This is a genomic window from Inquilinus sp. Marseille-Q2685 (assembly GCF_916619195.1).
Taxonomy (GTDB): domain Bacteria; phylum Pseudomonadota; class Alphaproteobacteria; order DSM-16000; family Inquilinaceae; genus Inquilinus.
The window spans coordinates 65756-92667 of record NZ_CAKAKL010000013.1 but is presented as its reverse complement, the minus strand read 5'-3'; the positions used below and the strand labels follow the sequence as shown (position 1 = coordinate 92667).

Sequence of the window (26912 nt, the reverse complement as noted above, 5' to 3'; positions counted from 1 at the left end):
ACCGTCCCGCCATGCATCGCCTTCTGGTCCTGTTCGTCCTCCTGCTCGGGCTGGGCGCGTCCGGCCCTGCCCTGGCCCAGCAGGCGGCGGCCCCGCCGAGCCCGGAGAAGCTGCGCAGCCTGGCCGAGCTGCTGCAGGACCCCGAAGTCCGCGGCTGGCTGCAGGCCCAGGTCGCGGCCCCCGCCGCGGCCCCGGCGGACACCGGGCCGCCGGCCGCCCCGGCCATGGCGGCGGGAATGCAGCAGAGCATGGCCGGCGGCATCGAGGCGACGCGCGGCTTCCTGCGGTCGCTGATCGCCGCCGCCCCGGCCCTGCCGGCGGAGCTCGCCGCCGCCTGGCGGACCCTGACGGGGCAGCTGATGGAGCGAGGGCTGGCCTGGACGGTCGTGTCCCTGGCCGTGTTCATCGGCCTCGGCTTCGGCGCCGAGCAGCTGTATTGGCGGCTGTCCACCGGCTTCCGGCAGCGGCTGATCGGGACCCAGCTCGACACCCTGCACGGCCGGCTGCAGGCGGTGTGGCTGCGCTCGGTCTACGGCCTCGGCCTGATCCTCGTCTTCGCCCTCGGCAGCATCGGCGCCTTCCTGCTGTTCGACTGGCCGCTGCTGCTGCAGGAGATCGTGCTGTCCTACCTGCTGCTGGTGCTGATCGTGCGGGTGACGCTGGTGCTGGGCCGCATCATCCTGGCGCCGGGGGCGGAGAAGTTCCGGCTGGTGCCGATGGCGACGCCGACCGCGCATTACTGGTTCGTCTGGTCCGCCATCCTGGTCGGCTGGTTCTTCTTCGTGCAGTTCACGCTCGGCATGCTGGCGACGCTGGGGCTGCGGCTGGAGTCCTGGTACCTGGTCGGCCTGGCCTGCGGCGTGGTGCTGCTGGGCCTGACCCTGGCCGCGCTGTGGCGCGCCCCGACCTTCGACGGGCGCGACCGGATCGGCCATGACCACCGGATCGGCACCTGGCTCCTGACCCTCTACATCGTCGGGATCTGGCTGGCGCTGTTCACCGGCACGACCGCGCCCTTCTATGTCGGCATCATCCTGCTGCTGCTGCCGATCGCCATCCGCGGCACCCATCTCGCGGTCAAGCATGTGCTGCGCCCGCCGGGCGCGGCCGCGGCGGAGGAGGTGCCGTCGGTGCTGGCGGTGTCGCTGGAGCGCGGCCTGCGCGCGCTGCTGGGGATCGGCGGCGCGCTGGCCATCGCCGGCGTGCTCGGGCTCGACCTCGGCGCCCTGACCTCGCGCGACACGCTGGCGACGCGGCTGCTGCGCGGCGCCATCAACGCCGCGATCGTGTTCCTGGTGGCGGATTTCGCCTGGCACCTGCTGCGCGCCTGGCTGGACCAGCGCATCGCGGCCGCGAACACGGCCGGGCTCGGCGCTGGCGACGAGGCCCGGCGCCGCGCCCGGCTGCGCACCCTGCTGCCGATCCTGAAGAACGTGCTGTTCGTGGTGCTGGCGGTGATGGCGGGGCTGATCGCGTTGGCGGCGTTGGGGGTGGAGATCGGGCCGCTGATCGCCGGCGCCGGGGTGGTCGGCCTGGCCGTCGGCTTCGGCGCCCAGACCCTGGTGAAGGACGTCATCTCCGGCATGTTCTTCCTGTTCGACGACGCCTTCCGCATCGGCGAGTACATCGAGAGCGGCAGCATCCGCGGCACGGTGGAGGGGTTCTCGCTGCGCTCGCTCAAGCTGCGCCACCACCGCGGCGCGCTGCACACCATCCCGTTCGGCTCGCTGGACAAGATCACCAACTATTCGCGCGACTGGGTGATCGACAAGATGACGGTCTCGGTCACCTACGACACCGATCTCGACAAGATCAAGCCGATCGTCAAGCAGGTCGGAAAGGAGCTGGCGGCCGATCCGGAATTCGCGCCGCACATCCTGGAAACGCTGAAGATGCAGGGTGTGGAACAGTTCGGCGACTACGCCATCCAGATCCGGCTGAAGATGATGACCAGGCCGGGCGAGCAGTTCGTGATCCGGCGCCGCGCCCTGGCGATGATCAAGAAGGCCTTCGAAGCCAACGGCATCGCCTTCGCCGTCCCGACCGTGACCGTGGCGGGCGGCGGGGCTGCGACCTCAGCCGTGGCCCAGCACGCCCTCGATCGCGCCAAGCCGGCGGGAGAGGCGGGCTGAAGGACCGAAGTTTGTTACGTTGCCTCTCCCGCGTCCGGCGGGAGAGGCAATGCATCAGGGCAAGCCTTGCAGTCAGAAGAACGTCGACCGGGCGCTGGCGGAATGCTCCTTCAGCACGGCGTTGCTGGCCGGGTCGATCTCCTTCAGCAGCACGTCGTAGCCCCACAGGTCGGCGAGATGCTGCAGCACCTGCCTGGTGTCGTTCTCGGCCAAGAGGATGCCGTTGACGACGCTGTGGTGCAGGATCAGGCGGCGGTCGCCGGCGAGGTCGACGTCGACCACCTGGATGTCCGGATCGACCCAGGCGACGTCATAGTGCCGGGCCAGGGCCCGGCGGATCCGGCGGTAGCCGTTCTCGTCGTGGATCGCGTCCACCCGCAGCTCCGGCTGGCCGGAATCGTCCAGCAGGTGGAACATCCGCCACTGCCGGATCAGCCGCGGGCTCAGGAACTGCGACACGAAGCTCTCGTCGCGATAGTTCGCCCAGACATCCTGCAGCACGCCGGTGGCATCGCCCTTGCCGGCGATGTCCGGGAACCATTCGCGGTCCTCGTCGGTCGGGTCGACGACGATCCGCTCGATGTCCTGCATCATCCCCAGGCCGAGGGCGTAGGGGTTTATGCCGTTGTAGTGCGGATCGTTGAATTCCGGCTGGTACACGACGTTGGTGTGGGACTGCAGGAACTCCAGGAAGGCGCCGTCGTTCAGCGCACCCTCCTCGTGCAACTGGGTCATGATCTTGTAGTGCACCCAGCAGGCGCAGCCCTCGTTCATCACCTTGGTCTGCGACTGCGGGTAGAAGTACTGCGCCACCAGCCGGACGATGCGCAGCAGCTCGCGCTGCCAGGGCTGCAGCCGCGGCGCCGATTTCTCCAGGAAGTAGAGGATGTTCTCCTGCGGCAGCTCCAAGAGGGCCCGGCGGCGCTCCTCGGTCAGCACCGGGCCGGATTTGGCCGGCGCGTTCGGCAGGGTGCGCCACAGGTCGTTGAACACCTGCTCCTGGTATTCCAACCGCTCCTTGGCCCGGCGCTCCTCGGTCTTCAGGTCGGGCCGGCGCGGCCGCGGATAGCGGTGCACGCCATGGCTCATCAGCGCATGGGCGGCGTCCAGCAGCTGCTCGACCGCCATCTGGCCGTAGCGCTCCTCGCATTGCGCGATGTAGCCCTTGGCGAATTCCAGATAGTCGAGGATGCCCTCGGCGTCGGTCCACTGCTTGAACAGGTAGTTGGTCTTGAAGAAGGTGTTGTGGCCGAAGGCGGCATGGGCGATCACCAGCGTCTGCAGGGTCGCCGTGTTCTCCTCCATGATGTAGCTGATGCAGGGGCTGGAATTGATCACCAGCTCATAAGCCAGGCCGCGCAGCCCCTTGCGGTACAGCACCTCGTTCTGGGCGAACTGCTTGCCGAAGGACCAGTGCTTGTAGAACAGCGGCATGCCGATCGAGGAATAGGCGTCGAGCATCTGCTCGGCCGTGATCACCTCGATCTGGTTGGGATAGGTGTCGAGCTTCAGCCCCTTCGCCACCTGCTCAACCCGGTCGTAGATCCGCTGGATCGTGCCGAAATCCCAGTCGGTGCCTGGATAGAGCAGCTTGTCGCCCGTCATTCGGCCCCCGCGGTCTGCACGTCACGGCGCTGGAACAGCTCGCGGAACACCGGATAGATGTCGCGGCGGTGCCAGACCTTGCGCATGGCAAAGGGCGCGTCGGCCTTCCGCACCCGGTCGTAGGTCTGCCACAGGTCGGTCTGGCGCGGCACCACGCCCGAGGACATCGGGTCCTCGTCGCGGCCGACCTCGAGATAGGCGAAGTACTGGCACAGCGGCAGGATCTCGTCGCCCAGCAACGCCGCGGATTTGGCGCTGTCGCTCGACAGGTTGTCGCCGTCCGAGGCCTGGGCGGCGTAGATGTTCCAGTCCTCCGGCCGGTAGCGCTGGGCGACGATCGAGGCCATCATCTCCAGCGCGGTGGAGACCACCGTGCCGCCGCTCTCGGTCGAGTAGAAGAACGTCTCCTCGTCCACCTCCTCGGCCTGGTGGGTGTGGCGGATGAACACGATCTCGACGTGCTTGTAGCGGCGCTTGAGGAACAGGTGCAGCAGGGCGAAGAAGCGCTTCGCCAGGTCCTTCATGTGCTCCGTCATCGAGCCGGAGACGTCCATCAGGCAGAACATCACCGCCTGGGCCACCGGCTTCGGCGTCGCCTCCAGCCGGCGGTAGCGCAGGTCGACCGGGTCGATATAGGGGATGCGCCGGGTGCGCTGCAGCAGGTGGTCCAGCCGCTCCTGCAGCTCGTCGATCCGGTCCTGGTCGGCCTCCGCATCGCCCTCCAGCGCCGCGATCTCGGCCTCGACATCCTTGATCTCGCCGGATTTCGGGCGGCGCAGGGCGATGCGGCGCGACATCGCCTTCTGCATGGTGCGGGTCACCGCCAGGCTGGCCGGCGGGCCGCTGGTGGAGAAGCCGGCCCGCCGCCAGCCGACACTCTCGGACGCGACCAGCTTGCGCTTGGCCAGGTCGGGCAGCTCCAGGTCGTCGAGGAAGAGCTCCAGATACTCCTCCTGCGACAGCACGAAGCGGAACTCGTCCTGGCCGTCGCCGTCGGGCGCGCCCTCGGTGCCGCCGCCCCCGCCGCCGCGCTTCGGCCGCTGGATGGTGTCGCCCTCGACGAACTCCTTGTTACCCGGCAGCACATGGTCGCGAACGCCGCCGGAGGAGGAGCGGTGCAGCCGCGGCTCGTTCACGCCGGTGACCGGGATCGCGACCTCGCCGCCCTGCTCCAGATCCTTGATGCTGCGCTCGCGCGAACTGTCCCGGACCGCCCGCTGCACCAGGGCCTTGGCCCGGCGCAGGAAGCGCTGGCGGTTGACGAGGCTCTTGCCACCCGGATTGAGCCGCCGGTCGATGATATGCATGGACATCGTTGCGTCGTTTCCGACCTCCGTCCTGAAGAAGCTCTCTCAGCCTGCCTGCTTCACCCGCATGTACCATTCGACCAGGCGCCGGACCTGCCGCTCGGTGTAGCCGCGGGCGACCATGCGCGAGACGAACTCCTCGTGTTTCTTCTCGGTGTCGCCGTCCTTCTTCGAGCCGAAGCTGATCACCGGCAGCAGCTCCTCGACCTGGCTGAACATCCGCCGCTCGATCACGTCGCGGATCTTCTCGTAGCTGGTCCAGCTCGGGTTGCGGCCCTCGTTCCCGGCGCGGGAGCGCAGGGCGAACTTGACCACCTCGTTCCGGAAGTCCTTCGGGTTGGCGATCCCGGCCGGCTTCTCGATCTTGGTCAGCTCCTGGTTCAGCAGGTCGCGGTTCAGCAGTTGGCCGGTGTCGGGGTCCTTGAAGTCCTGGTCCTCGATCCAGGCGTCGGCGTAGTCGACATAGCGGTCGAACAGGTTCTGGCCGTAGTCGTGGTACGATTCCAGATAGGCCTTCTGGATCTCGTGCCCGATGAACTCGGCGTAGCGCGGCGCCAGCTCGGCCTTCAGGAACTCCAGGTAGCGCTTCTCGGTCTCGGCCGGCAGCTGCTCGCGCCGCACCATCTGTTCGACCACATACATCAGGTGTACCGGGTCGGCGGCGACCTCGTTGGTGTCGTGGTTGTAGGTCGCGGCCAACGCCTTGAAGGCGAAGCGGGTCGAGACCCCGTCCATGCCCTCGTCGACCCCGGCGGCGTCCTTGTACTCCTGCAGGCTGCGGGCGCGGGGATCGACCTCGCGCAGGCTCTCGCCGTCATAGACCCGCATCTTGGAGTAGAGGTTGGAGTTCTCGTGCTCGTGCAGGCGGGACAGGACCGAGAAGCGCGCCAGCATCTCCAGCGTGCCCGGGGCGCAGGGGGCGTCAGCCAGCTTCGAACCGCGGATCAGCTTGTCGTAGATCTTCTGCTCCTCGGTCACCCGCAGGCAGTAGGGCACCTTGATCACGTAGATCCGGTCGATGAAGGCTTCGTTGTTCTTGTTGTTCTTGAAGCCCTGCCACTCGGCCTCGTTGGAATGCGCCATGATGATGCCGGTGAAGGGCAGGGCGCCGATGTTCTCGGTGCCGACATAGTTGCCCTCCTGCGTCGCCGTCAGCAACGGGTGCAGCATCTTGATCGGCGCCTTGAACATCTCGACGAATTCGAGCAGGCCCTGATTGGCGCGGTTCAGGCCGCCGGAATAGCTGTAGGCGTCCGGGTCGTGCTGCGGCAGCGTCTCCAGGCTGCGGATGTCGACCTTGCCGACCAGCGAGGAGATGTCCTGGTTGTTCTCGTCGCCCGGCTCCGTCTTGGCGATGCCGATCTGGCGCAGTCGCGACGGCTGCAGCCGCACCACCTTGAAGCGCGAGATGTCGCCGCCGAACTCGTCCAGCCGCTTCAGGCACCAGGGGCTGACCAGCCCGGTCAGGCGCCGGCGCGGGATGCCGTAGCGGTCCTCCAACTCGGCGCCCATCGTGTCCGGGTTGAACAGGCCGAGCGGGCTCTCGAAGATCGGGCTGATCTCGTCCCCGGCTTTCAGCGCGTAGATCGGGTGCACCTCCATCAGCGCCTTCAGCCGTTCGGCCAGGGAGGACTTGCCGCCGCCGACCGGGCCGAGCAGGTAGAGGATCTGCTTGCGCTCCTCCAGCCCCTGGGCCGCGTGCAGCAGGAAGCTGACGATCCGCTCGATCGTCTCCTCCATGCCGTAGAACTCGGAGAAGGCCGGATAGACCCGGATGGTCCGGTTCATGAAGATCCGCCCCAGCCTGGCGTCGCGGGCCGTGTCCACGATCTCCGGCTGGCCGATGGCGGCGAGCAGCCGTTCCGGCGCGCTCGCATACATCATCGGGTCGCTGCGACATCCCTTCAGGAATTCTTCGAGGGACATCTCCGCCGCGCGGCGGGCCTCGTACGACTTCGCATAGCTGGTGAAGAGATCGTCGGTCGGTGCCATTGCCACCCGCCAAAGGTTGGAGGATCGAGACTCACCATCCGCAGCTTCTGGGCGTCTGTTTGCGGCTCATGATGAGCCGAGATTTGCGGCGAGAATCAGGTGGCTGACGAGGTGCAGCCTCACTGCCCCTGCCCACAAGCCCTGCGGGGGCTGTGCAGTTCGGGCTCTGGTGAGGCGTAATAGATGACACTACCCCTTCTCCACCGCTCGCTCTGGTTATCAATATAGGGCTCAAACTGACCGATAATACTACTGCTTTGAATTTTATCTCGGCCCGGTGCCTCATTCGTCGAGGTCTTGGCGCGGCCTGCGATCCGGACCGTAGGATGCCGTCGATGCTAACAGGGTATGCCCAGTTCGCGAGAAAGGCGATGCGGCTTTTCGGCCGACTCGCCTTAAGCACGAGATAAGCCGCCATATGATCGGAAATTGCGATCGATCCGGCGCCAATCATTCGCGAAGCCGATGTTTTGCCCAGTATGAAGCCCTCCGGCGAGGCGTCCTGGACGCCCGCCGTCCTTCGACGAACCGGCCACCGATTCGCTGCGCCTCGGAAATCCTGTCCGGCCGTTCGGCGGCCGCCGGCTCGGGCTCGGACACGCCGGCCTTCTGATCGCCCCTCCGGCTGCGCTAGGGTCGGCTCATGACCCTGGAGCAGCTCCGGATCTTCGTCGCCGTCGCCGAGCATCTGCACGTCACCCGTGCGGCGCAAGCGCTGAATCTGACCCAGTCCGCCGCCAGCGCCGCGATCCAGGCGCTGGAGGCGCGCCACGCCACCAAGCTGTTCCACCGCGTCGGCCGCGGCATCGCCCTGACCGACGCCGGCACCGCCTTCCTGCCGGAGGCGCGGGCGGTGCTGGCCCGCGCGGCCCTGGCCGAGCGCGCGCTCGACGATCTGTCCGGGCTGCGCCGCGGCATGCTGGCGCTGCACGCCAGCCAGACCATCGGCAACTACTGGCTGCCGTCGCTGATGCACCGGTTCCGGGCGGCGCATCCGGGGCTGCAACTCGACCTCACCATCGGCAACACCACCCAGGTGGCCGAGGCGGTGCGCGAGGGCCGGGCCGATATCGGCTTCGTCGAGGGCGATCTCGACCTCGCCGGCTTCGAGCACGCCGGCGTGCCGGGCGACCGGCTGGTGCTGGTGGTCGGGACCGGCCATCCCTGGGCCGGGGACAGGGTGGTCGCACCGGCCCGCTTCGCCGACAGCCCCTGGGTGCTGCGCGAGCGCGGCTCCGGCACCCGCCAGGTGTTCGAGTCGGCGCTTGGGCGGCTCGGCGTCGATCCCGCCACGCTGCCGGTGGCGCTGGAGCTCGCCAGCAACGAGGCGGTGCGGGCGGCGATCGAGGCCGGGGCGGGGGCGGGGGTGCTGTCCAGCCTGGCGGTCGAATCGGGGCTGCGCTTCGGCACGCTGCATCAACTGGATCCGCCGTTCCCGGCCCGCCGCTTCCGCGTGCTGCGCCATCCGGACCATTACCGCAGCAAGGCGGTGGAGGCCTTTCTCGACATGCTGGATCTCGCCTAGGCGCGACACGGGATCAGCCTGGGGTTCGCGTCTGCATGATGCCGACTCAACGGCAGCGATCCCGATCCGTTCCGGCGGCGCCGTGCCGCAGACCCTCCATGCCGGATCGGCATGCCGGCGGGCCGGAGCGCCGTCCTAAAAGCGACTCCATGCCTGACCCGATCCGCGCCTACGACTCGCCCCGCGCCGCCTTCCGCGGCGGCGCGCGGGACGTCCTCGGCGCGCCGCTCCTGGTGCTCGGCGCCTCCTATCTCGGCTTCGGCTCGCTGGTTCGGGCCAGCGGGCTCGGCCTGCCGGTCGGCCTGCTCTCGACCCTGACCGGCTGGGCCCTGCCGGGCCAGATGGTGCTGGTCGAGGCCTATGCCGTCGGCGCCTCGCTGCTGGCCATGGTCGCGGCGGTGGCGCTGGTCAATGTCCGGTTGCTGCCGATGACGCTGGTGCTGCTGCCCGGGCTGCGCGTGCCGGGCCGGCCGCGCTGGTGGGACTACGCCGCCGCGCACCTGGTTGCCGTCACCGGCTGGGTCCAGGGGATGAGGGTCTGCCCGACTTTGCCGCCGGAGCAGCGGCTGCCCTATTTCGTCGGCTTCGCCGGCGTGCTGTGGGCGTCCTGCGTCGCCTGGACCGCGGCCGGGTACTACCTGGTCACGGCGGTGCCGGCCTCGGTCTCGCTCGGGCTCGTCTTCCTCAACCCGCTCTACTTCATCTTGGTGCTGACCGCGGACCTGCGGAACCGGGCCCGGCTCGGCGCCATGGTGCTGGGCGCGGCGCTGGGGCCGCCGCTCTACCGGCTCGACCCGGAATGGGGCCTCCTGGCCACCGGCATGATCGCCGGCACCGCCGCCTTCCTGGCCGACCGGATGTGGAAGCGCCGTCATGGCTGACGCGCTGCCCTGGGTGATGCTCCTGGGCGCCGCGCTCGCCACCTATGTCTGGCGGGCGCTCGGCGTCTATCTCGCCGGCCGGGTGCGCGAGGGCGGGGCGCTGCTCGACTGGGTCGGCTGCGTCGCCTACGCCATCCTGGCCGGGCTGATCGCGCGCATGATCCTGCTGCCGGCCGGCCCCCTGGCCGCGACCTCGATGGCCGAGCGGGCCGGCGCCACCGCGCTCGGCCTCGCCGTGTTCCTCTTTTTCCGCCGCAACGTCCTGCTCGGCGTCAGCGCCGGGGCAGGATCGCTGATGCTGATGACCGGCTGGGCTTAGCCCTTCTGCTGCGCCGTCGCGCGGATCTGGCTCAGGCTGGCGCGCGGGGTGATCGCCTCGGGATCCAGCTTGATCCAGATCAGCGCCGGCCGGCCGGCGGCGACCGCGCGCTCGAAGGCCGGCGCGAACTCCTCGGTCCGCTCCACCGTCTCGGCATGGGCGCCATAGGCTTGCGCCAGCTGCGCGAAATCTGGGTTCTTCAGGTCGGTGCCGCTGATCCGGGCCGGGTATTCCCGCTCCTGATGCATCCGGATGGTGCCGTACATGCCGTTGTCGATCACCAGGAACACCACGGCGGCGTTGTACTGGGCCGCGGTCGCCAGCTCCTGCCCATTCATCAGGAAGCAGCCGTCGCCGGCGGCGGCGATCACCACCCGCTCCGGGTGCTGCAGCTTGGCGGCGACGCCGGCCGGCACGCCGTAGCCCATCGAGCCGTTGGTCGGCGCCAGCTGGGTGCGCCAGCCGCGGTAGCGGTAGAAGCGGTGGAACCAGGTGGCATAGTTGCCGGCGCCGTTGCAGATGACGGCATCCGCCGGCAGCCGGCCGACCAGCCAGCGCACGATCTCCGACATCTGCACCGCGCCGGGGGACACCACCGGCTGCTGCCAGGCCTCGTAATCGGCGCGGGCGCCGCGCACCCAGTCCTGCCGGGCCTGGATGTCGCCGGCCGGGGCCAGGCCGGCCAGGGCCGCGGCGACGGCGGCGGAGCTGGCGTTGATCGCCAGCTCGGGCTGGTACACCCGGCCCAGCTCCTCCGCCCCGGCATGGATGTGGACCAGCCGCTGCGCCGGCACCGGCACGTCGAGAAGGGTGTAGCCGCTGGTGGTCATCTCGCCCAGCCGGGCGCCCAGCACCACCAGCAGGTCGGTGCTCTTCACCCGCTCGGCCAGCTTCGGGTTCGGGCCGATGCCGACATCGCCGACATAGTGGGTGTGGTCGTTGTCGACATAGTCCTGGCAGCGGAAGGAGACGGTCAGCGGCACCTCCCAGGCCTCGGCGAAGGCCTGGATGTCGGCACGGGCCCGGGCGCTCCATCCGCCGCCGCCCAGCAGCACCAGCGGCCGCTTCGCCTCGGCCAGCAGGTCGCGCAGCCGGGCCAGGGCCTCGACCCCGATGCCGGTCTCGACCGGCGTGGCCGCGCGGGCGTCCAGGGCGTCGGTCTCCTCGACCAGCATGTCCTCCGGCAGCGCCAGCACCACCGGGCCGGGCCGGCCGGAGGTGGCGGTGTGGAAGGCGCGGGAGACGAATTCCGGCACCCGGTCGGCGTCGTCGATCTGCGCCGCCCATTTGGTCATTGACCCGAAGACCTTGCGGACATCGACCTCCTGGAAGGCCTCGCGCTCGAACATGTCGCGGCCGACCTGGCCCATGAACACGATCACCGGCGAGCTGTCCTGCTGCGCCACATGGATGCCGACCGAGGCGTTGGTGATGCCGGGGCCGCGGGTGACGAAGCAGATGCCGGGCTTGCCGGTGGCCTTGGCATAGGCGTCGGCCATATAGGCGGCGCCGCCCTCCTGGCGGCACACCACCAGCCTGATCTCCGGCACGTCGTGCAGCGCGTCGAGCACGGCCAGGTAGCTCTCGCCCGGCACGCAGAAGATGGTGTCGACGCCGTTCAGGCGCAGGGTGTCGACCAGGGCGCGGGCAGCGGTGCGGGACATATGATGGCGACCGTTTCTTATGGGCGTTGCCGGGTGGGTCTAGCACGCGCCTTGCGCCCGTCCAACCCGCCCGGTCTTGCTCCGGCCGCCCGACGCGTGCTCTAACGACGCCGTCCGCCCCGACGAGCCGTGTCCATGAGCCTCGAGACCCTCGCCGATCACGCCTTCGCTCCCGTGGCCCTGGCCCTGGAGGACGGCCGGATTCCGGGTGCGGCGCTCGGCATCGCCACCGCCGACGGCCAGCGCGCCATCCGCTGGGGCGGCGTTGCCACCACCCTGCCGAAGCCCGAGGCGCTGCAGCGCGACACCTGGTTCGACCTCGCCAGCCTGACCAAGGTCATCGTCACGGTGACCGAGATCCTGCGGCTGGTGGAGGAGGGGGTGCTGGACCTCGACGACCCGCTGGCCAAGCATCTGCCGGACGCGGCGCCGCTGCACGGCGCGATCCCGCTGCGCCGGCTGATCGACCACTCCAGCGGCCTGCCGGCGCAGGAGCGGATCTATCTCTGGCCCGGCCCGGCGGAACAGCGCCGCGCCGCGGTGATCCGCAAGCACTGGCCGGTGAAGGCCGAGCCGGTCTATTCCGACATCAACTACATGCTGCTCGGCTTCGTGGTCGAACGCTGGCGCGGCGTGGCCTTCAACCAGCTGCCGGTCGGCACCGGCCTCAGCTTCGCGCCGGTCCCGGCGCAGTCGGCGGCGACCGAGGTCTGCGCCGTCCGCAATCGCCTGCTGCGCGGCGAGGTGCATGACGAGAACGCCTGGTCGCTCGGCGGCGCCGCCGGCCATGCCGGGCTGTTCGGCACCGTCCGCGGCGTGCTCGACTTCGCGCTGGAGCTGCTGCGCGGCCGGCTGCTCAGTCCGGCGGCGATGGTCGAGCTGTGCGCGCCGCAGACGACGCCCGGCCGCGCGCTGGGGTGGGAACGGCGCCATCCCGGCTGGAAGGGCGGCAGCCTGTGCTCGCCGCGCACCATCGGCCATCTCGGCTTCACCGGCACCGGGCTGTGGATCGACCTCGACCGCGGCATCGCCTGGACCCTGCTGACCAACCGGGTGCATCCCAGCCGCGAGGTCGACACCGGCATCCAGGACCTGCGCCTGTCGGTCGGCAACCGCATCGCCGCGCGCTGGCGCGACTGGGCCTGACCCGCTACCGCAGCGCCGGGCAACTGCCCCCGGCCGAGTCCGCACCTATCCCGTATGAGAGGTGGAAGTCGACCCGCTTTTTCCGATAAGGAGGGTTGATCGTCCCGATCCGACGGATCGATTGGAACTCCGCCGGATCAGGGCCATTTACCAATCCGTGGCAACGGCCCGGGGGACGGGCCGGAACGCTTCCGAAAAGCAGGAGAAGGGTGATGAGCAAGGCCTCCAATACGCCGGTCGTGGACGCGCTGAAGCAGGTGCTGGCCGATACCTACGCCCTCCAGATCAAGACCCAGAACTATCACTGGAACGTGGAAGGCCCGCAGTTCCGCTCGCTGCACCTGATGTTCGAGGAGCAGTACAAGGAGCTGTTCGCGGCGGTGGACGACGTGGCGGAGCGGATCCGTGCCCTCGGCGACTACGCGCCGGGCAGCTTCGAGGCCTTCTCCAAGCTGACCAAGGTGTCGTCGCCCAAGGACGGGCTCGACGGCACCGCCATGGTCAAGGACCTGGCCAAGAGCCACGAGCTGCTGTCGGAGCAGGCCAAGGCCGCCCTGGCCGTCGGCGAGAAGGCGGGCGACGATTCGACCGTCGACCTGCTGACCGACCGGATCACCTATCACGACAAGACCGCCTGGATGCTGCGCGCCACCGTGGCGTAATCACCCAAGGTCAGTCTGCAGAAGAAAGGCCCGGACCCTTGGTCCGGGCCTTTTCTGTTGCGGCCGGTATTGGATCTCCCGACCATCGGCCCTCCGGGCGAAGGGGAGGGGCATGATAGGGCGTGCGTCAACCTGTGGGCTTCTGATTCTGATGGCGCTGGCCGGGTTGGCCAGCCTCGCCGTGGCGGCCCCGCCGCCCTCCTCGGATTGCCGGATCTACTCATACAGCGATCAGCGGGATCTGCTGGTCCGGAAACTCAAGCGGGACGGGTACTCGGCCAAGCAGTCGAAATTCCTGATGTGGCTGTCCGACCTGAAGGCCCGCAGCATCAAGGAAACCTGCCTGACCGACGAGGGCCGGCAATGTGGCGCGGGCAGCATCAAGGGGATGATGCTGGAATGCACGCGGAAGTTTCTGGACGAGGCCGTGGCGAAGGCCGGAATGACACCGACCTCGCCGGGATTGGATGAGATAAAGCCAATGGCACTGTATGGCAGGACGGAGTTCGCGGTTCGCGCGATACTGGCCCTGTCGGCGATGGAGGCATGCTCCGGCGGCGCGAAGGAGCGGTTCTTCAGGCTGCCCCAGCAGGGAGACTGTCTTATGGACATGGACGCCACGCCGCCCTGAAGGGCGCCGCGTCACCCTGGCCGGAGAACGAAGGGCCCGGGCTCCTGCCGGGCCCTCGTCCTATTACAGCACGAAGTCGGCGGCGGTCAGCGCGGTGGCGGTGACCACGTCGATCGCCATGTCCGCCACCCGGTCGCCGTTCTGGTCGCCCATGACCGTGGACACGCCGCCATCGGCGACCACGATCAGCTCGCCGGCGATGCCGGTGAAGGCGCCGCCATCGGTGAAGGTGAAGCTGCTGCCCCGTGTGCCGTCCGCATGGATGGCGAACAGGTTGATCGTGTCGCCATCGGCCGCGGAGAAATCCTCGATCCGGTCGCGGCCGGCGGCGGCGACGGTGCTCTCCCCGTAGAACCGATAGAGGAAGGTGTCGGCACCGGCGCCGCCGGTCAGGATATCGGCGCCGTATTCACCCTCCACGCGGTCGTTTCCGCCGCCCCCGATCACCGTGTCGTCGCCGCTGTCGCCGACCAGCGAGTCCGCTCCGTCCCCGCCCTCCAGCCGGTTGGCCGCCTCGTTGCCGCGGATGGTGTCGTTGAAGGCCGATCCGATGATGTTCTCGGCGGCCCGGACTTCGCTGGTCAGAATGGACGAATGGTCGTCGATCCGGATCAGCACGCGGGTTGTGGAATCGGCGAAGGTGACCGTGTCGATGCCGTCGCCGCCGAAGATGTTGTCCTTCCCGCCATGGCCGTTGATCAGGTCGTCCCCGTCCGCGCCGTTGAGCGTGTTGGCACCGGCATCGCCGGACAGGACGTCGTCGAAGCTCGAGCCGATGATGTTTTCGACCCCGGCATAGGTGTCGCCCTCGGCCTCGCCGCCCGAGCTGGTCCCGGCCGCGAGGTCGATCGTCACGGCGGCGGCCGAGGTGAGATAGACGGCCGTATCGCTGCCGTCACCCCCTTCCAGCCGGTCGGCCCCCGCGCCGCCCACGAGCGTGTCGTCGTCGGCGCCGCCGCGCAGGATGTCGTCGGCCGCACCGCCGCGGAGCGTGTCGTTCCCGGCGTCGCCGAGCAGGGTGTCGGTCCCGTCGCTGCCGTCGAGCGTGTCTCGTCCGTCCCCGCCCGACAGGGTGTCGGCTCCCGCATTGCCCCAGAGCGTGTCGTCCCCGGCCTCGCCGAAGACATCGTCGGCGCCGTCGCCGCCGCCGAGCCCGTCATGGCCGTCGCCGCCGTGGAGCGTGTCGCTCCCGGCCCCGCCTCTCAACTGGTCCCCGTCGGCGCTGCCGGTCAGGGCGTCGTCGTGGCTCGACCCGTACACCGCCTCGATCCCGATCAGCGTGTCGCCCTGGGCATCGCCGCCGCTGGCGGTTCCGGCCGCCAGGTCGACGGTCACCGCGGTCGCGCTGGTGTGGTAGTAGGCCCAGTCCACGTCTCTGTCCAACACGGCCTCGCCGCCGTCCAGCGTGTCGGCGCCGATGCCGCCGACCAGGATGTCGGCGCCGGAGTCGCCCTCGAGCCGGTCGTCGCCGCTGTGGCCGTAGATGACGTCGTCGCCGTTCGAGCCGTCCACGAAATTCGCCCTGGCGTCGCCGGCCAGCCTGTCGTCGCCGAAACCGCCGATCAGCCGGTCGATGCCGCTGAAGCTGTCGCCCTCGGCGTCGCCGCCGGTGCCGGTCCCGAGCAGCAGGCTGACCGAGACGCCGGTCTGGGTCCGTCCATAGGTCAGCGTATCGACCCCGGCGCCGCCCTCGAGCCGGTCGGCGCCGGCCCCGCCTTGCAGCGTATCGTCGCCGTCGCCGCCGGACAGGGTGTTGGCGCCGGCGTCGCCGGTCAGCAGGTCGTTGAAGGCCGAGCCGATCAGGCCTTCGATCGCCCGCAGCGTGTCGCCCGCGGCGTCGCCGCCCGCGACCGTGCCGGCGCCGAGATCGATCGTGACCGCGGCGGCGGAGCCGGCATAGGAGGCGACATCGATGCCGGTGCCGCCGTCGAGGGTGTCGGCGTCGGCGCCTCCCTCCAGCACGTCGTTGCCGCTGCCGCCGGTCAGCGAATCGTCGCCCGCCCCGCCGGCCGCGGTGTCGTCTCCGCTGCCGGCCTGGACGATGTCGTCGCCGCCTTCGCCGGTGATCCGGTCGTTGCCGCCGAAGCCGGTGATCGAATCGTCGGTCTCGGTGCCGGTCAGGACATCGTCCTGCTCGGTGCCGTTGATGATCGCCATGTCGTTCCTCCCTTCCAGGAGACGGCGTCGAGGATCAGGATCCGTCAGGGCCGTCGAAATCCTTAGAGGAGGATTTTGCAGAAGATTTCGTCACGAGTCTCGACGTTAAATCATGAAGGCAGGCTCAAATGGGTGCTAATTGCTAATCAGACTGGATGCGGTGTCTTGAATCGTTCAAGATTTCGACACGCTAGCTCTCCGGCCATTCCTCTCGCGCCATCTCGATGAAAGCCCGCAGGCCCCGCGGCAGCTGCCTCCGACTGGGGTAGTAGAGGAAGAAGCCGGGGAAGTCCGGGCACCAATCCTCCAACAGCCGCTCCAGCCGCCCCTCGGCCAGGGCCCCGGCGGCGACCGCCTCGAACACGCAGGCGATGCCGGCGCCGTCCAGCGCGGCCCGCAGCATCAGCTCCTGGTCGCCCAGCGTCAGGGGCCCATCGACCTCGACCTCCAGCGCCTCGCCGTCCTTCTCGAACTCCCAGCGGAGAAAGGCGCCGCTGTGGAAGCGGTAGCGGATGCAGTCGTGACCCTTCAGCTCGTGCGGGGTGCGGGGCCGCTCCCGGCCGTCGAGATAGCCCGGCGCGGCGATCACGGCCCAGCGCTGCCGCGGCCCAAAGCGGACGGCGATCATATCCTGCTCCAGGCTCTCGCCGAAGCGCAGCCCGGCGTCGAAGCCGCCGGCGACGATGTCGACCAGGTCGTCGTCGTTGACGATCTCCAGCCGCATCTGCGGATAGGTCCGCACGAAGCGCGCCATGATCGGAGCCAGGACCTGCCGTGCCCCCTGATGCGGCGCGTTGATGCGCAGCGTGCCGGCCGGCACGTCGCGGAACTGGTTGACCTCCTCCAGCGCGTCGCCCAGGTCGCGGAACATCGGCTGCAGCCGCTGCAGCAGCCGCGCGCCGGCGTCCGACGGCGCGACGCTGCGGGTGGTGCGGTTCAGCAGCCGGACGCCCAGTCGCTCCTCCAGGTCGCGCAGCAGATGGCTGACGGCCGACGGCGAGACGCCCAGCTCCGCCGCGGCCCGGCGGAAGCTGCGATGGGTCGCCACGGCGACGAAGGCGGAGAGGCCGGGGAAGTCGATCCGGGCCATGGATTGGTGACTCTTTCTCAGCGACCAATGGAATATTGATGGAATTATTGTGCAATCGGCCAGCCCCTAAATTCGGAAACGCAACGGCCCGAGGGCGGGCCGGCAGTCCGAAGGAGGGCATCATGAAGGTCTGGTTCATCACCGGGGCGTCGCGTGGCATCGGCGCCGAGATCACCCAGGCGGTGCTGGACGGCGGCGACGCCGTGGCCGCGGCCGCGCGGGACGCGAAAACGGTGTCGGAGCGCTTCGGCGATCATCCGAACCTGCTGCCGCTGACGCTCGACGTCACCGACGAGGCCCAGGCCCGGGCGGCGGCGCAGGCCGCGGTCCAACGCTTCGGCCGGATCGACGTCCTGGTCAACAATGCCGGCTACGGCCTGCTCGGCGCGGTCGAGGAAGCGGACGCCGGCGAGGTCGAGCGTCTGTTCCGCACCAACGTCTTCGGCCTGCTGAACGTCACCCGCGCGGTGCTGCCGCAGCTGCGCCGTCAGCGCTCGGGCCACATCCTCAACATCTCTTCGGTCGGCGGCTACCAGGCCTATCCGGGCTGGGGCGTCTACGGCGCCACCAAATTCGCGGTCGAGGGGCTGAGCGAAGCGCTGTCGGCGGAGCTGGCGCCGCTCGGCATCCAGGCCACGGTGGTCGAGCCCGGCTTCTTCCGCACCAACTTCCTGGACGGCAGCTCGCTGAGCCGGACGCGGACCGAGATCGCCGACTATGCCGAGACGGTCGGCCAGATGCGCGACTTCGCGGCCGGGCACAATTACCAGCAGCCCGGCGATCCGAAGAAGCTGGCCCAGGCGCTGCGCGCCGTCGTCGCGGCGGAGGCCCCGCCGGTGCGCCTGCCGCTCGGCCGCGACACGGTCGAGCGGATCGAGGCCAAGAACGCCTTCGTCGCCAAGGAGCTGGCGCAGTGGCGCCGCCTGGCGGAATCGACCGGTTTCGAGGACTGACCAACTCTCGCCCGGGCGCCTCTCGCTTCGGCGAAGGGGCGCCTGCGACGGTCGCGGGCGGGCCTGGGGCGACATTCCTCGGGAAATGCTGTTTCATGAACAGCTGCTTGTGATCGTCAAAAAGGGGGAGTTGATGGTCGACATCGCCAAGAAGGCCCAGAGCACGCCGGCCGCCGAGCCGAGCCTGCACCGGGTGATGGGCCCCTGGCTGCTCTTGCTGTTCATCGTCGGCGACATCCTCGGCACCGGCATCTACGCCCTGACCGGGCAGGTGGCGAAGCAGGTCGGCGGCGTGGTCTGGCTGCCCTTCCTGGTGGCCTTCGCCGTCGCCCTGGTCACCGCCTTCAGCTATCTGGAGCTGGTGACGAAATACCCGCGCGCCGCCGGTGCGGCGCTGTACACGCACAAGGCCTTCGGCATCCATTTCATCACCTTCCTCGTCGCCTTCGCGGTGATGTGCTCGGGCATCACCTCGGCCTCCACCGCCTCGCGCGCCTTCGCCGCCAACCTGTCGAACGCCTTCGCCCTCGGGCTGTCGCCCGGCGGCGTCACCGCCATCGGCCTGGCCTTCATGGCGGTGGTCGCGGCGATCAACTTCCGCGGCGTCGGCGAAAGCGTGAAGGTCAACGTCCTGCTGACCATGGTCGAGCTGACCGGCCTTCTGATCATCATCGTCATCGGGCTGTGGGCGATCGGGCTGGGGCAGGGCGACGTCTCGCGCGTCACCCAGTTCGCGCCCGCGGAGCGCGGCGCCTTCTGGTCGGTGATCGCGGCCACCACCCTGGCCTTCTTCGCCATGGTCGGCTTCGAGGATTCGGTCAACATGGCGGAAGAGGCCCGCGAGCCCAGCCGGATCTTCCCGAAGGTGCTGCTGACCGGGCTGTTCATCACCGCCGTGATCTACACGCTGGTATCGATCTCGGCGATCACCCTGGTGTCGCCCGACCAGCTCGGCGAGGGCGAGACGCCGCTCTTGAAGGTGGTGCAGGCCGGCGCCCCGAACTTCCCGATCGAGATCTTCGGCTTCATCACCATGTTCGCGGTGGCCAACACCGCGCTGATCAACATGCTGATGGCCAGCCGCCTAGTATACGGCATGAGCCGGGAGCGCGTGCTGCCGAGCGTTCTGGGCCGGGTCCATCCGGGGCGGCGCACCCCTGCCGTGGCGATCGCCTTCACCACCCTCCTGGCCTTCGGCCTGATCGGCTTCGTCGGCGGGATCCCGGCCCTGGGCGGCACCACGGCGCTGCTGCTGCTCTGCGTCTTCACCGTGGTCAATGTCGCCGTGCTGGTGCTGCGCCGCGACACGGTCGAGCACCAGCATTTCCGCACGCCGACCATCCTGCCCATCATCGGCGCCGTGTCCTGCGCCTTCCTGGTCGGGCCCTGGACCGGCCGCAATCCGGAGCAATACGCGATCGCCGGAATCCTGCTGGCGATCGGCGCCGGCCTCTGGGTGGTCACCGTGCTGATCAACCGCGCCACCGGCCAGTCGGCGGCGGAGCCGGCGATGGAGGATATCGGAGGGCCCGGGCCGGTGAACTGAGACGCTAGCGCCGCGCGCGCAGCCTCTCGCCGCGGCGGCGCAGCGCCTCGATCGCGATCAGCATCAGGGTCGAGACCACGATCAGCACGCTGGCGGCGGCAGTGATGGTCGGGGTGATGCTCTCGCGGATGCCGTTGAACATCTCGCGCGGCAGGGTGCGCTGGCCCGGCCCGGCCAGCAGCAGCGCCACCACCACCTCGTCGAAGGAGGTGACGAAGGCGAAGAGGGCGCCGGAGACCACGCCGGGCAGGATCAGCGGCAGCGTCACCTTGAAGAACACGGTGGTCGGCCGGGCGCCGAGGCTGGAGGCGGCGCGCGGCAGGTTGCGGTCCAGCCCCTGCAGCGTGGCACCGACGGTGATGACGACGAAGGGCGCGGCCAGCGCGGTGTGCGCCAGGATCAGCCCGGCATAGCTGTTGGTCAGCCCGACCGCGGCGAAGGCGAAGTAGAGGCCCACGGCCACGATCACCACCGGCACGATCATCGGCGACAGCAGCAGGCCGGTCAGCAGCCCGCGGAAGCGCAGCGGCGCGTGGTTCAGCCCCAGCGCCGCCGGGATGCCCAGCGCCGTCGCCAGCACCGTGGTGGCGCCGCCGACGATCAGGCTGTTGGCCAGCGCCCCCATCCAGCGCTCGGAGCCGAAGAACTCCGCGAACCAGCGCAGCGACACGCCGTCCAGCGGATAGACCAGGAACGACCCGCCGTTGAAGGACAGCGGCATGATCGCCAGGATCGGCGCGATCAGGAACAGCAGCGCCGCGCCGCCGGTCAGCCACAGCAGGGCGCGCCAGAAGGCCAGGCTTTCGAGGATCCTCCCCATTCTCATGACCCGGTCACCCCAGCCGCATGCGGTCGGCGCCCACCAGCCGGGCATAGACCGCGTAGAGGGCGAGGGTGGCGGCCAGCAGCAGCAGGCCGAGCGCCGAGGCCATGCCCCAGTTGACCGTGCTGGTGGTGTAGAAGGCGATGAACCAGCTGATCATCTGGTCCGCCGGCCCGCCGACCAGGGCCGGGGTGATGTAGTAGCCGAGCGCCAGGATGAAGACCAGCAGGGCGCCGGCGCCGATCCCCGGCAGGGTCTGCGGCAGATAGACCCGCAGGAAGGCGCCGACCGGCCGGGCGCCCAGCGAGTAGGCGGCGCGCAGATGTGCCGGCGGGATCGAGCGCATGACGCTGTACAGCGGCAGGATCATGTAGGGCAGCAGCACATGGGTCATGGCGATCAGCACGCCGACCCGGTTGTAGACCAGCTGCAGCGGCTCTCCGACCAGCCCCAGACCGGTCAGGATCTCGTTCACCGTGCCGTTGGTCTGCAGCAGCACCACCCAGGCGGTGGTGCGGGCCAGCAGCGAGGTCCAGAACGGCAGCAGCACCAGGATCATCAGGATGTTGGCGATGCGCGGCGGCCGGGTGGCCAGCAGATAGGCGACCGGGAAGCCGATCACGAGGCACAGCGCGGTGACCGACAGCGCGACCAGGAAGGTGCGCAGGAACACCTCGCGGTAGATCGCCTCGTCGGGCGGGGAATGCAGGATCGTGCCGGCGGCGTCGCGGCGCAGGTCCAGCGCCGCCAGCAGGTAGAAATCGGTGGTCGGCCCGGCGGCGCGGGCGATGGCGCCCCAGATCTCGGCTTGGCCCCAGGCCGGGTCGAGGGCGGTCAACGTCTCCTGCCAGCTGCCTTTCGGCGAGTCCGGCAGCTTGCGCGCGGTGTTGGTGATCACCGTGCGCCAGCCGTTGCGGTCGTAGTTCAGGCGCCGGGCGGCGGCCGGCAGGGTCTTGTCGGCGCGGGCCTGCGCCAGATCGGCGGCCAGGGCGGCGAAGGCGTCCTCGCCCGGCGGCCCCTCGCCGTGCCAGCCGGCCAGCGCGGCGACGGTGCGCGGCATCACCGGGGCCAGGTCGCGGTCGTCGACCGCGCGCCACAGCATGCCGGCGATCGGCGCCACGAAGACCAGCAGCAGGAAGGCAATCAGCGGCGCCAGCAGCAGCCACGCCTCGCCCCGCCTGCGCCGCCCGGCCCGCCGCAGCGACCGGCGGATCGCGGTGCCGTCCTGGGCGAGGGCGGTCATGGCGCAGTTTCACGAGTCCCCCCTCCCCCTGCGGGAGGGGGTAGGGGGAGGGGGTTGTCGATCGAAGAGAAGGGGCCAAGCGGGATCGTCCGTTTTCGCGGCGCGAACCCTCCCCTGGCCCCCTCCCGCGAGGGGGGGGACTCATTGGAGTTGACGTCGAAGCCATCCGCGCCGGCCGGCCGCCCTACTTCGCGGCCCAGGTGTTGAAGCGCTCGGTCAGGCTGTCGATGTTCTCCAGCCAGAACTCGGCGTTCAGCTCGATCGCCTGGGACATGTTGTCCGGGTTGGTCGGCAGGCCGGGCAGGTACTCGGCCGGGATCAGCGGCGTCGCCGCCTTGCTGGTGACGCCGTAGGCGATCTTGGCCGGCAGCTTGGCCTGGTTCTCCGGCTTGCCGACGAAGGCCAGGAACTTGGTGGCGGCGTCCACATTGGGCGACCCCTTCAGGATCACCCAGCTGTCGATGGTGAACAGGCTGCCGTTCCAGACGACCCGGAAATCCTTCTTGTCGGCGACGTTGGCGGCGGCGATGCGGCCGTTATAGGCCGTGGTCATCGCCACCTCGCCGGCCGCGAGCATCTGCGGCGGCTGGGCGCCGGCGGTCCACCAGATCAGGTTCGGCTTCAGCTCGTCCAGCTTGCGGAAGGCGCGGTCCACGCCTTCGGGCGTCGCCAGCACCTTGTAGACATCGGCCGGGGCGACGCCGTCGGCCATCAGCGCGGCTTCCAGGTTGATCTTCGGGCCCTGGCGCATCGCCCGCTTGCCGGGGAATTTCTTCACGTCCCAGAAATCGGCCCAGCTCTTCGGCCCGTCGGGAAACCTGGCGCCGTCATAGGCGACGACGTTGTTGTAGACGATGGTGCCGACGCCGCAGTCGTTCACCGCCGCCGGCAGATAGGCGTCGCGGCCGCCGATCGCGTCCCAGTTCAGGGGCTCGAACAGCCCTTCCTCGCAGCCCAGCGCCAGCTCCTCGGACTCGACCTGGACCACGTCCCAGCTCGAATCGCCGCCCTCGACCTTGGCGCGCAGCACGCCGATGCCGCCGTCCCAGCTCTCGTCATGCATCGGCACGCCGGTGGCCTTGAACGGCTCGAAATAGATCTCGCGCTGCGCGTCCTGATAGGCGCCGCCCCAGGACACCACGGTCAGGTCGCGGGCCATGGCGGGCGCGGCGATGCCGGCCGCCCGCACTGCCGCGGGCAGGAGGCGGGGGAAACGGATCATGACGGACACTCCCTGTTTTTTGCGGCCTGGGGCCGATCGGCGCCCGTTCGAGACGGCGCTGGCGTGAGTCGGCTGGTGGTGGTTTCGAGAACCGGAGCGCAGCGGACGTTATAGTCCGTGGGCACCGGAAGCGGAGAAACCGCCGCCAGACGGCCACGCCAGTAGCCGTATCGAATGGGCGTCACACATGCTGGCCGCCGTTGATGTGTACCTCGGCCCCGGTAATGTAGGACGAACCGGAGGTGCAGAGGAACATGATCGTTGCGGCGACCTCCTCCGGCTTGCCCAGCCGCTTCATCGGGATCTCGCTGTCGACCATGGCCTCGGTGCCCGGCGACAGGATCGAGGTGTCGATCTCGCCCGGCGCGATGGCGTTCACCCGCACGCCATGGGCGCCGAACTCGTGCGCCATCTCGCGGGTCAGCGCCGCCAGCGCCGCCTTCGAGGTGGCATAGGCGGGCCCGGCGAAGGGATGCACCCGGCTGCCGGCGATCGAGGTCACGTTGATGATCGACCCTTTGGCGGCGCGCAGCGGCTCGAACAGCCCGCGGGCCAGGAGGGCGGTGGCGAACAGGTTGACGTTGAAGACGTGCATCCAGGTCGCATAGTCGGTGTCCAGCACGCCCATGCGCTTGCCGCCGGGCAGCTTGGGCGAGATGCCGGCATTGTTGACCAGCGCGTCCAGCCGGCCGTGCGGCAGCCGCGCGCGCAGGGCGGACAGGCCCTGCTCGATCCCGTCTAGGTCGGCGAGGTCGAGCTGGACGTGGTTCTCCTCGCCCGCATGCCAGGGGCACTCCTTGGAGAAAGCCTGGCGCGAGACGGTGATCACCCGCCAGCCGGCGGCGCTGAAGCGCTTCACCGTGGCATGGCCGATGCCGCGGCTGGCGCCGGTCAGGATCAGGGTCTTCGGCTCGTCCGTCGGGGCCGTGGACATGGCAGCACCTGGTTTGAAGAGATCGATCCTTGAGAACGGATCGCGATCGCATCATGCGGTGCGCCGCAGCATCCGTCCAGGGCAGGGGCGGCATGGCTGCCGCTACCCCATGCCGCAGCGGCTCAGCCCCGTAGGTTACGGTTGGGCCAGAACCAGGCCGGGCGTGGGGGAGACGGCATTCGGCAGGCGCGACAGCTCCGGCAGGTCCGGCAGCGGCGCCTCGTCCTCGGCGTCGATGGCGCTGACCAGGCCAAGCGGGTGGTGGATCGTCTCGACCCCCGGCGCCGCCAGCAGGATCGGCGGGCCGCCCTCCAGCGCGAAGCCCGACGGCCACAGCCTCAGCACCTGGCGATTCGCGCCGCCGGCGTCGGGCCGGATCAGGGTCAGCACCGGCATCCGCCCGTCCTGCAGCACCGGCGGCACCGGCAGGGTCCGGGCGTTGGCGCCGTCGTCGAGGAAGCGGAGGGCGTTCGCCAGGGTCCAGCCGGGCGGCTCGGTCCAGCCGGCAGGGGCGAGGGCGGCGGCCAGCGCTTCCGGCGGCCCGGCCCATTGCAGCAGGAAGGGCTGCTCGGCCTCGCCCTCCAGGTCGATCCGGCGCTGCGGCAGGCGGCGCCAGCCCTCCGCCCGCCACTCCGCGGCCGGGATCGCTGCCGTGGTCTCGCGCGGGACGTACATCGCCGCGGCGTGGTGATAGCCGGTGGCGACATGGGCGCCGCCGGCGACCGCCACGGCCAGCACCAGCGCCAGGGCGAAGCGGCGCGGCCGGATCCGCTGCGGATCGGCCAGGCGGAAGACCATGGCGAAGGCGATGGTCATGCCCAGGCCGAAGATCAGCCCGGCGGCGACATCGGACGGCCAGTGCGCGGCCAGGTAGACGCGCGAGGCGCAGACCAGCCCGATCAGCCCGGCGGCGATGGTCAGCGGCAGCAACTGCCAGCGGCCGGGCAGTCCGCGGGCCACCAGCCAGCCCAGGATGCCGTACAGCACGGCGGAGAAGGAGGCATGGCCGCTGGGGAAGCTGAAGGCGTCGGCGCCGCTGTAGAGGTCGGTCGGCCGGGCGATCTGCAGCCGTCCCTTCACCAGCGGCACGAAGGCGGCGGTGACGGCGATCGCGATGGCGACGCCGCCGGCCCGGTGCCAGGCCCGGTGCAGCACCAGCCAGCCGATGGTCGCGACCACCAGGGCGGTGATGGTGGTGCCGTCGCCCAGCATGGTCACGATGGTCAGGGCCGTGTCGCCCCAGGGCGTGCGCAGCGCCTGGACGAAGGTGCTGATCGCGCCGTCGGCCCGGGCCATCCCGCCCTGGGCCACCAGTCGCAGCAGGTTGACGAAGCCGGCCACCAGCACCAGCACCACGACGCCCAGCGCCGCCATCACGCGCAGATCCGGCTCATCGGGGTCGGCCAGCCGCGCCAGCAGGCGGGCGGGCCGGCTGCCGCGGGCCGACGCCCAGCGGTGGATCGCGAGCTGCGTCCAGCCCAGCAGCGGCACCAGCCGGCGCCAGATCCAGCGGGTGACGACGACCAGCAGCCACAGCGTCAGCGCCAGCACGGCCAGCAGCGCCACCAGCCGGCCGCTGACGGCGCCGAGTGCGCCCAGCGACGCCCCCAGCAGCGCGCCGCCCAGGATGTGGGCCGGCGCCCAGACGATCGCCGAGGCGATGTTGACGGCGTAGAACAGCCCCGGCCGCAGGCCCAGCGCGCCGGCGACCATCGGGATCATCGGCCGCAGCATCGGAAGGAAGCGGCCCAGGGCGATGCTCTTGCCGCCATGCCGCCGGAAGAAGGCCTCGCCGCGCGCGACCAGCCCCGGGTAGCGGCTCATCGGCCACACGCCGAGGATGGTGCCGCGCCAGCGCCGCCCCAACTCGTAGGACACGCCGTCGCCGAGGATCGCCCCAGCGGTGGCCCAGACCAGCATGGGCCAGAGCGGCAGGTGGCCGAGCCCGACCACGGCGCCGACGCCGATCAGGATCGGCGAGCCGGGGATGAACAGCCCGACCACCGCCACGGATTCGGTCAGGGCGATCAGGAAGATCAGGAGGCCGGCCCAATGCGGATGCTGGCCGATGAATTCGATGACCGCCTGCGCGATATCGGTCATGCCCTTGCCCGTCCTGCCGTCATCGCGACTCCGTCGCCCTTGAACCGGTGTCATAGCTCGCGATTTCCGCGGCTTGGCGCAACCCTGCCCGTCGTCGCGGCGAAGCGGTTGCCGTCGGCAGCGAAGGCTGCCACATGAGACGGGTGGCGGAGGGAGCGGAAGAATGGCGATGAAGGGGAGGATCCTGGCCCTGGCTCTGGCCGGGCTGCTCGGCTGGTCCGCGGCCGGCTGCGCCGCGCCCGCCCCGGCGCGGCCGGATGGCGGCGTCGTGCTGCTGGGCGAGACCCATGACCGCGTGGCGGATCATCACTGGCAGCTGCAGCGGATCGCGGCGCTGCGGGAGGACGAGCCCGGCCTCGCCATCGGGCTGGAGATGGTGCCCCGCAGCCGCCAGGCCGCGCTCGACGCCTGGACCGAAGGCCGGCTCGACGAGGCCACCTTCCTGCACGAGGTCGACTGGGACCGCTCCTGGGGCTTCGATTTCGCCTTGTATCGGCCGATCTTCGCCTTCGCCCGGATGAACCGCATCCCGCTGATCGCGCTGAATGTCGACCGCGACGTCGTGCGCGCGGTCGGAAAGGACGGCTGGTCGGCGCTGCAGGCTTGGCCGGAGCTCGATCTCGGCCGGCCGGTGCCGCCGTCGCCGGACTACAACCGGTATCTCGCCGCCGCCTTCGCCGGGCACGGCCGGACGGCGGAGGGCGACGCCCTCAACCGCGGCTTCCGCCGCTTCGTCGAGATCCAGCTGCTGTGGGACCGGGCGATGGCGGCGCGGATCGCCGAGGCACGGGCGGCCGGGACGCCGCTGGTCGTGGTGCTGGCCGGCAGCGGCCATGTCCGCGACGGCATCCCGCGCCAGCTGCGCGATCTCGGCTATGGCAGCACCGCCCTCGTGGCGCCGGATACCGAGAAGGGAATCTGAGTTTCCAGGCCTCGAGCCTGCCTGAATTGTGACATGAAGTTGAGGGATCTTCTGG

The 26912-nt window shown here is 69.9% G+C and carries 21 protein-coding genes; 10 read left to right on the top strand and 11 right to left on the bottom strand.

Going from position 1 to position 26912, the window contains the following annotated elements; genetic code table 11:
- Positions 1-11: 11 nt before the first annotated feature.
- A complete protein-coding gene (locus tag LG391_RS32900; protein ID WP_225773100.1) occupies positions 12-2132 on the top strand; it encodes a mechanosensitive ion channel family protein in 2121 nt (706 codons plus the stop codon).
- Positions 2133-2204: 72 nt separating this feature from the next.
- Here the strand turns inward: LG391_RS32900 and LG391_RS32895 are convergent, their stop codons facing one another.
- Genes LG391_RS32895 through LG391_RS32885 form a run of 3 tightly spaced genes read right to left on the bottom strand, consistent with a single transcriptional unit; the run spans position 2205 to position 7036 of the window.
- Entirely contained in the window at positions 2205-3737 is a 1533-nt protein-coding gene (locus tag LG391_RS32895; RefSeq protein ID WP_225773098.1) for a SpoVR family protein, read from the bottom strand.
- Positions 3734-5044, bottom strand: a complete 1311-nt coding sequence (locus tag LG391_RS32890; protein ID WP_225773218.1) for a YeaH/YhbH family protein — start codon at positions 5042-5044, stop codon at positions 3734-3736. The genes LG391_RS32895 and LG391_RS32890 overlap by 4 nt, the downstream gene beginning before the upstream one ends.
- A 45-nt stretch (positions 5045-5089) precedes the next feature.
- The gene (locus tag LG391_RS32885; RefSeq protein ID WP_225773096.1) at positions 5090-7036 is read right to left on the bottom strand and encodes a PrkA family serine protein kinase; all 1947 of its coding nucleotides are present in this window, start codon (positions 7034-7036) and stop codon (positions 5090-5092) included.
- Positions 7037-7679: 643 nt separating this feature from the next.
- Between LG391_RS32885 and LG391_RS32880 the strand changes: the two genes are divergently transcribed.
- From LG391_RS32880 to LG391_RS32870, 3 genes are all read left to right on the top strand, one after another.
- The gene (locus tag LG391_RS32880; protein ID WP_225773094.1) at positions 7680-8561 is read left to right on the top strand and encodes a LysR family transcriptional regulator; all 882 of its coding nucleotides are present in this window, start codon (positions 7680-7682) and stop codon (positions 8559-8561) included.
- A gap of 149 nt (positions 8562-8710) precedes the next feature.
- Positions 8711-9442 carry an AzlC family ABC transporter permease gene (locus LG391_RS32875; RefSeq protein WP_225773092.1) on the top strand — a complete coding sequence of 244 codons (732 nt, stop codon included), beginning with the start codon at positions 8711-8713 and terminating at the stop codon, positions 9440-9442.
- On the top strand, positions 9435-9761 hold the full coding sequence (locus LG391_RS32870) for an AzlD domain-containing protein (protein WP_225773090.1): 327 nt from the start codon (positions 9435-9437) through the stop codon (positions 9759-9761). The genes LG391_RS32875 and LG391_RS32870 overlap by 8 nt, the downstream gene beginning before the upstream one ends.
- Here LG391_RS32870 and LG391_RS32865 read toward each other — a convergent pair.
- Positions 9758-11425, bottom strand: a complete 1668-nt coding sequence (locus LG391_RS32865) for a thiamine pyrophosphate-binding protein (protein ID WP_225773088.1) — start codon at positions 11423-11425, stop codon at positions 9758-9760. The two genes, LG391_RS32870 and LG391_RS32865, sit on opposite strands and share 4 nt — an antisense overlap.
- Positions 11426-11560: 135 nt before the next feature.
- Here LG391_RS32865 and LG391_RS32860 point away from each other — a divergent pair, with 135 nt between their 5' ends.
- The 3 genes from LG391_RS32860 to LG391_RS32850 all read left to right on the top strand — a co-directional run bounded on the left by LG391_RS32860 (position 11561) and on the right by LG391_RS32850 (position 13864).
- Entirely contained in the window at positions 11561-12571 is a 1011-nt protein-coding gene (locus tag LG391_RS32860) for a serine hydrolase (protein WP_225773086.1), read from the top strand.
- A gap of 212 nt (positions 12572-12783) precedes the next feature.
- Positions 12784-13233 (top strand): Dps family protein, encoded by a 450-nt coding sequence (locus tag LG391_RS32855; protein ID WP_225773084.1) that lies wholly within the window; start codon positions 12784-12786, stop codon positions 13231-13233.
- Between the two features lie 112 nt (positions 13234-13345).
- On the top strand, positions 13346-13864 hold the full coding sequence (locus tag LG391_RS32850; RefSeq protein ID WP_225773082.1) for a hypothetical protein: 519 nt from the start codon (positions 13346-13348) through the stop codon (positions 13862-13864).
- Positions 13865-13927: 63 nt separating this feature from the next.
- Here the strand turns inward: LG391_RS32850 and LG391_RS32845 are convergent, their stop codons facing one another.
- Together LG391_RS32845 and LG391_RS32840 are read right to left on the bottom strand one after the other, a co-directional pair.
- The gene (locus tag LG391_RS32845) at positions 13928-16021 is read right to left on the bottom strand and encodes a calcium-binding protein (protein WP_225773080.1); all 2094 of its coding nucleotides are present in this window, start codon (positions 16019-16021) and stop codon (positions 13928-13930) included.
- Positions 16022-16211: 190 nt separating this feature from the next.
- Complete coding sequence (locus tag LG391_RS32840) at positions 16212-17111, bottom strand: LysR family transcriptional regulator (protein WP_225773078.1); 900 nt, start codon at positions 17109-17111, stop codon at positions 16212-16214.
- Between the two features lie 122 nt (positions 17112-17233).
- Between LG391_RS32840 and LG391_RS32835 the strand changes: the two genes are divergently transcribed.
- Both LG391_RS32835 and LG391_RS32830 read left to right on the top strand, forming a co-directional pair.
- The gene (locus LG391_RS32835) at positions 17234-18064 is read left to right on the top strand and encodes an oxidoreductase (protein ID WP_225773076.1); all 831 of its coding nucleotides are present in this window, start codon (positions 17234-17236) and stop codon (positions 18062-18064) included.
- A 133-nt stretch (positions 18065-18197) separates the two neighbouring features.
- Complete coding sequence (locus LG391_RS32830; protein ID WP_225773074.1) at positions 18198-19610, top strand: APC family permease; 1413 nt, start codon at positions 18198-18200, stop codon at positions 19608-19610.
- 4 nt (positions 19611-19614) lie between these two features.
- On the opposite strand, the gene LG391_RS32825 is transcribed toward LG391_RS32830, so the two are convergent.
- The 5 genes from LG391_RS32825 to LG391_RS32805 all read right to left on the bottom strand — a co-directional run bounded on the left by LG391_RS32825 (position 19615) and on the right by LG391_RS32805 (position 25935).
- On the bottom strand, positions 19615-20430 hold the full coding sequence (locus tag LG391_RS32825; RefSeq protein ID WP_225773073.1) for an ABC transporter permease: 816 nt from the start codon (positions 20428-20430) through the stop codon (positions 19615-19617).
- A gap of 13 nt (positions 20431-20443) precedes the next feature.
- Positions 20444-21676 (bottom strand): ABC transporter permease, encoded by a 1233-nt coding sequence (locus LG391_RS32820; RefSeq protein ID WP_225773071.1) that lies wholly within the window; start codon positions 21674-21676, stop codon positions 20444-20446.
- 184 nt (positions 21677-21860) lie between these two features.
- Positions 21861-22898, bottom strand: a complete 1038-nt coding sequence (locus LG391_RS32815) for an ABC transporter substrate-binding protein (RefSeq protein ID WP_225773069.1) — start codon at positions 22896-22898, stop codon at positions 21861-21863.
- Positions 22899-23079: 181 nt separating this feature from the next.
- Complete coding sequence (locus LG391_RS32810) at positions 23080-23832, bottom strand: SDR family NAD(P)-dependent oxidoreductase (RefSeq protein WP_225773067.1); 753 nt, start codon at positions 23830-23832, stop codon at positions 23080-23082.
- A gap of 135 nt (positions 23833-23967) precedes the next feature.
- Positions 23968-25935 (bottom strand): bifunctional DedA family/phosphatase PAP2 family protein, encoded by a 1968-nt coding sequence (locus LG391_RS32805; RefSeq protein WP_225773065.1) that lies wholly within the window; start codon positions 25933-25935, stop codon positions 23968-23970.
- Between the two features lie 169 nt (positions 25936-26104).
- On the opposite strand from LG391_RS32805, the gene LG391_RS32800 reads away from it, so the two are divergent.
- On the top strand, positions 26105-26857 hold the full coding sequence (locus tag LG391_RS32800) for a ChaN family lipoprotein (RefSeq protein ID WP_225773063.1): 753 nt from the start codon (positions 26105-26107) through the stop codon (positions 26855-26857).
- The last annotated feature ends 55 nt before the right edge of the window (positions 26858-26912 follow it).